Source organism: Microbacterium sp., assembly GCF_035687345.1.
Classification (GTDB): Bacteria; Actinomycetota; Actinomycetes; order Actinomycetales; family Microbacteriaceae; genus Microbacterium.
Genome location: NZ_DASRXZ010000082.1, coordinates 1 through 3,161, shown reverse-complemented (window position 1 = coordinate 3,161; position 3,161 = coordinate 1). Strand labels below are relative to the sequence as shown.

Below are 3,161 nucleotides of genomic sequence, written 5' to 3'. Positions count from 1 at the left end.
TCACGGGTGCGCGAAGAGACGGGGCTCACGTGCTCGGTCGGCGTGGCCGCGACCAAACACGTCGCGAAGATGGCGTCGACGCTCGCGAAGCCCGACGGGCTGCTCATCGTGGCGGAGGCCGACACACAGGAGTTCCTGCGCGGGCAGCCGGTGCGCGCGCTGTGGGGAATCGGACCGAAGGCGGGCGAGGCCCTCGCGAACCGCGGCATCCACACGGTCGCCGACGTGCTCGACAGCCCCATGCCGGTGCTCGAGCGAGCGCTCGGTCACGCGATGGCGGATCGGGTCTGGCACCTCGCGCGGGGGATCGACCCGCGCGGCGTCGAGACCGAGCGTGTCGAGAAGAGCGTCGGGCATGAGGAGACCTTCCACACCGACATCAGCGACACCGCCGTGCTGAAGAGCGAGCTGCGGCGCCTCTCGGATCGCGTCGGGCGGCGCCTGCGCAGCAACGGCTGGGAGGCGTCGACCATCTCGATCAAGGTGCGGTTCGCCGACTTCACGACGATCACCCGCTCGCACACGCTGTCCGAGCCGACGTCGGTCAGCCAGCGCATCGGCGATGCCGCTCTCGAACTGTTCGACGCCGTCGATCGGGTCATGGCGATCCGTCTTGTGGGAGTGCGCGCCGAGAAGCTACGGCACGCGGGATCGACGGCCCTCGGGCTCTGGGACGACGACGAGGATTGGCGCCGCGTCGAGGGCGCCCTCGACGGCGCGACGGAGAAGTTCGGGCGCGGGGTGATCACGCGAGCGAACCTTCTCCGGCGTGCGCGCGGCGGTGCGGGACTGCCGTCCCACCACAATCCGGGAAGCCTCGAGGTCGAGTGACCGGCGGGGGTGGGTTCGACGGGCTCGCCCCCTCGTCACGGACCACCCGCGACCGGTACCGTGGGGTCATGCCCAACATCGCACTCGAGCTCGGCAAGCAGTCCGCGTCGTTCGGCGTGAAGAGCGCCTACGGCGAGGAAGTGGAGGTCGACGGCGTCCGGATGATCCCCGTCGCACTGACGTGGTCAGGATTCGGCGGCGGTTCCGACGAAGCCGGCAACGGAGGAGGCGGCGGCGGTGGCTGGGCGATCCCGGTGGGCGCCTACATCCGCAAGGGCGACGACCTGCGCTTCGAGCCGAACCTCGTGTCACTTCTGGCGGTCGCGATCCCGTTCATGTGGGTCGCCGGACGCGCGCTCAGCCGTGTCATCCGCTTCCTCAAGAAGTAAGCCGGACCCTGTCGCCGCCGCGCTCGACGCGGCCGCGACGGCCGTGCTCGACGCGATCGTCTCGCTCGCCGCCGCGAACCCGGTGGTCCTCATCGACGGGCGCAGCGGAGCGGGGAAGACGAGCCTCGCGAGTGCGCTCGTACGACGCTGGCCGTTGCGCGGGCGCGTGCAGTCCATGGCGCTCGACTCCGTGTACCCCGGTTGGGACGGGCTCGACGCCGGCGTGCGCACCGCGACGGACCTCGTGCTCATCCCGCACGCGCGCGGCATGGTCGGCGTGTGGCAGCGGTGGGACTGGAACGACGAGTCGTGGGCCGAAGCGCACGCCGTCGACCCGTCGCTGCCGCTCATCGTGGAGGGTGTGGGACTGTTGAACAGCGAGACGGCGCGGCTCGGCGACATCCGCGTGTGGCTGGACTCACCGGCGGCCTCGCGCCGTGAGCGGGCGCTCGCGCGCGACGGCGACGCCTACCGGCCGCACTGGGAGCGGTGGGCGCGCCAGGAGGACGTGCACGTCACGCGCGACGAGCCGAATCGCCACGCGACCCACGTCTTCGCGGTCCCGTAGGCGTCCGACGGCCGTCGGGGCAGCGGGAGCGGGTCCTGGTCAGTCGCCCGACACGGCGCGGACGAGTCCGTCGAGGCGGTAGCCGAGCCAGTCGTACACACCGAACCGCGGGTCCTCGTCGTCGTGGTCATCCTCCGACCGGATGCCCAGCCGCGACGCGAGCACGAGCCGGATCGCGGCGAGGGCGCGCAGCCATGCGTTCACGGTCTCGGGATCGAGCGGGATCGTGACGGTGTCGGTGAGGTCGCCGGTCTCGTCGACGAGGTCACCCTCCTCGCCCTCCTCGAGCGGGTGCGGGTCGTCGATCGCCGGACGCAGCGACTCGATCACCGCGGCGGCGTCGCTCCGGCGACGCGAGAGCAGGTCGCTCTCGGTGACGGCGCGGAACTCGCGCGCGGCATCCGGATCCTCCTCGTACGCGTCGGGGACAAGACGCGCGACGGCGGGGTCGTCCGCCGCCTGCTCGGTCGAGTCGAGCAGTTCGTCGAACTGCCTCACAAGTCCCGCGAGGTGCAGCGCCTCGAGGCGCGTGAGCTCGAGGACCACGGTGCGGTCGGGGGTCATTCCGGGGCCTTCCTGATCGTGGCCCACAGGCCGTAGTCGTGCATCGCCTGCGCGTGCAGCTCCATCTGCTCGCGCGGACCCTCGGCCACGACCGCGTGGCCCTCGTGGTGCACCGCGAGCATGAGCCGTTCGGCCTTCGCCCGAGAGAAGCCGAAGTACTCCTGGAACACGTGCACGACGTAGCTCATGAGGTTCACGGGGTCGTTCCACACGACCGTCTGCCACGGCCGATCGGGCGTCGATGCGATGTCGAGGTCGAGGTCGCGATCGAGGTCGGGCAGCGAGAGCGTCGACGAAGCCATCACGCCCACCCCAATTCGTGCAGTCGGTCGTCGTCGATGCCGTAGAAGTGCGCGATCTCGTGGACGAGGGTCGTGTGGATCTCGTCGCGCAGCTCTTCCTCGTCTTCGCATGCGTGGAGGTGCGGCTCGCGGTACACGATGATGCGGTCGGGCAGCTCGCCGAGTCCGTACCGGTCGCGTTCGGTCAGGGCGAGTCCGTCGTACAGCCCGAAGAGGTCGAGGCTGCCGTCCTCGGGCCGATCCTCGACCACGAACACGACGTTGTCGAGCCCCTCGACCATGTCGTCGGGGAGTCGGTCGAGTTCGTCGACGACGAGTCGCTCGAACGCCTCTGCGCCCATCTCGATCATGCAGAACCGCCCGTGGGGTGGAACGGCCCCTCCTTGGGGTGAGTAACGGGACTTGAACCCGCGACCCCCTGGACCACAACCAGGTGCTCTACCAACTGAGCTATACCCACCATGTCTCCCGCGCGAGCGGGCAACCAGACAATTCTGTCATATTCCC

6 protein-coding genes and 1 tRNA gene are annotated in these 3,161 nt (G+C 70.0%); 3 read left to right on the top strand and 4 right to left on the bottom strand.

Features of this window, described 5'->3' with window-relative positions:
- From VFF97_RS09320 to VFF97_RS09310, 3 genes are all read left to right on the top strand, one after another.
- The coding region (locus tag VFF97_RS09320) for a DNA polymerase IV (RefSeq protein WP_325033221.1) at positions 1-831 on the top strand (831 nt) is incomplete at its 5' end.
- A 68-nt stretch (positions 832-899) separates the two neighbouring features.
- A complete protein-coding gene (locus VFF97_RS09315) occupies positions 900-1,220 on the top strand; it encodes a hypothetical protein (protein ID WP_325033220.1) in 321 nt (106 codons plus the stop codon).
- Positions 1,195-1,788: a hypothetical protein gene (locus tag VFF97_RS09310; RefSeq protein ID WP_325033219.1), complete on the top strand. Its 594-nt coding sequence runs from the start codon at positions 1,195-1,197 to the stop codon at positions 1,786-1,788. The genes VFF97_RS09315 and VFF97_RS09310 overlap by 26 nt, the downstream gene beginning before the upstream one ends.
- 39 nt (positions 1,789-1,827) lie before the next feature.
- Here VFF97_RS09310 and VFF97_RS09305 read toward each other — a convergent pair whose 3' ends face one another.
- From VFF97_RS09305 to VFF97_RS09290, 4 genes are all read right to left on the bottom strand, one after another.
- Entirely contained in the window at positions 1,828-2,352 is a 525-nt protein-coding gene (locus VFF97_RS09305; RefSeq protein ID WP_325033218.1) for a DUF2017 family protein, read from the bottom strand.
- On the bottom strand, positions 2,349-2,654 hold the full coding sequence (gene clpS, locus VFF97_RS09300; RefSeq protein WP_325033217.1) for an ATP-dependent Clp protease adapter ClpS: 306 nt from the start codon (positions 2,652-2,654) through the stop codon (positions 2,349-2,351). The genes VFF97_RS09305 and clpS overlap by 4 nt, the downstream gene beginning before the upstream one ends.
- Positions 2,654-3,004, bottom strand: coding sequence for a metallopeptidase family protein (locus tag VFF97_RS09295; RefSeq protein WP_325033216.1), 351 nt, complete (start codon positions 3,002-3,004; stop codon positions 2,654-2,656). Before VFF97_RS09295 ends, clpS begins: the two co-directional genes overlap by 1 nt.
- 34 nt (positions 3,005-3,038) lie before the next feature.
- A tRNA-His gene (locus VFF97_RS09290) sits at positions 3,039-3,114 on the bottom strand.
- Positions 3,115-3,161: the final 47 nt, after the last annotated feature.

Bases quoted from the DNA above. Each gene is read 5' to 3' on its own strand.
- clpS (WP_325033217.1), bottom strand. From the start codon at position 2,654: ATGGCTTCGTCGACGCTCTCGCTGCCCGACCTCGATCGCGACCTCGAC.
- VFF97_RS09295 (WP_325033216.1), bottom strand. From the start codon at position 3,004: ATGATCGAGATGGGCGCAGAGGCGTTCGAGCGACTCGTCGTCGACGAA.
- VFF97_RS09315 (WP_325033220.1), top strand. From the start codon at position 900: ATGCCCAACATCGCACTCGAGCTCGGCAAGCAGTCCGCGTCGTTCGGC.
- VFF97_RS09305 (WP_325033218.1), bottom strand. From the start codon at position 2,352: ATGACCCCCGACCGCACCGTGGTCCTCGAGCTCACGCGCCTCGAGGCG.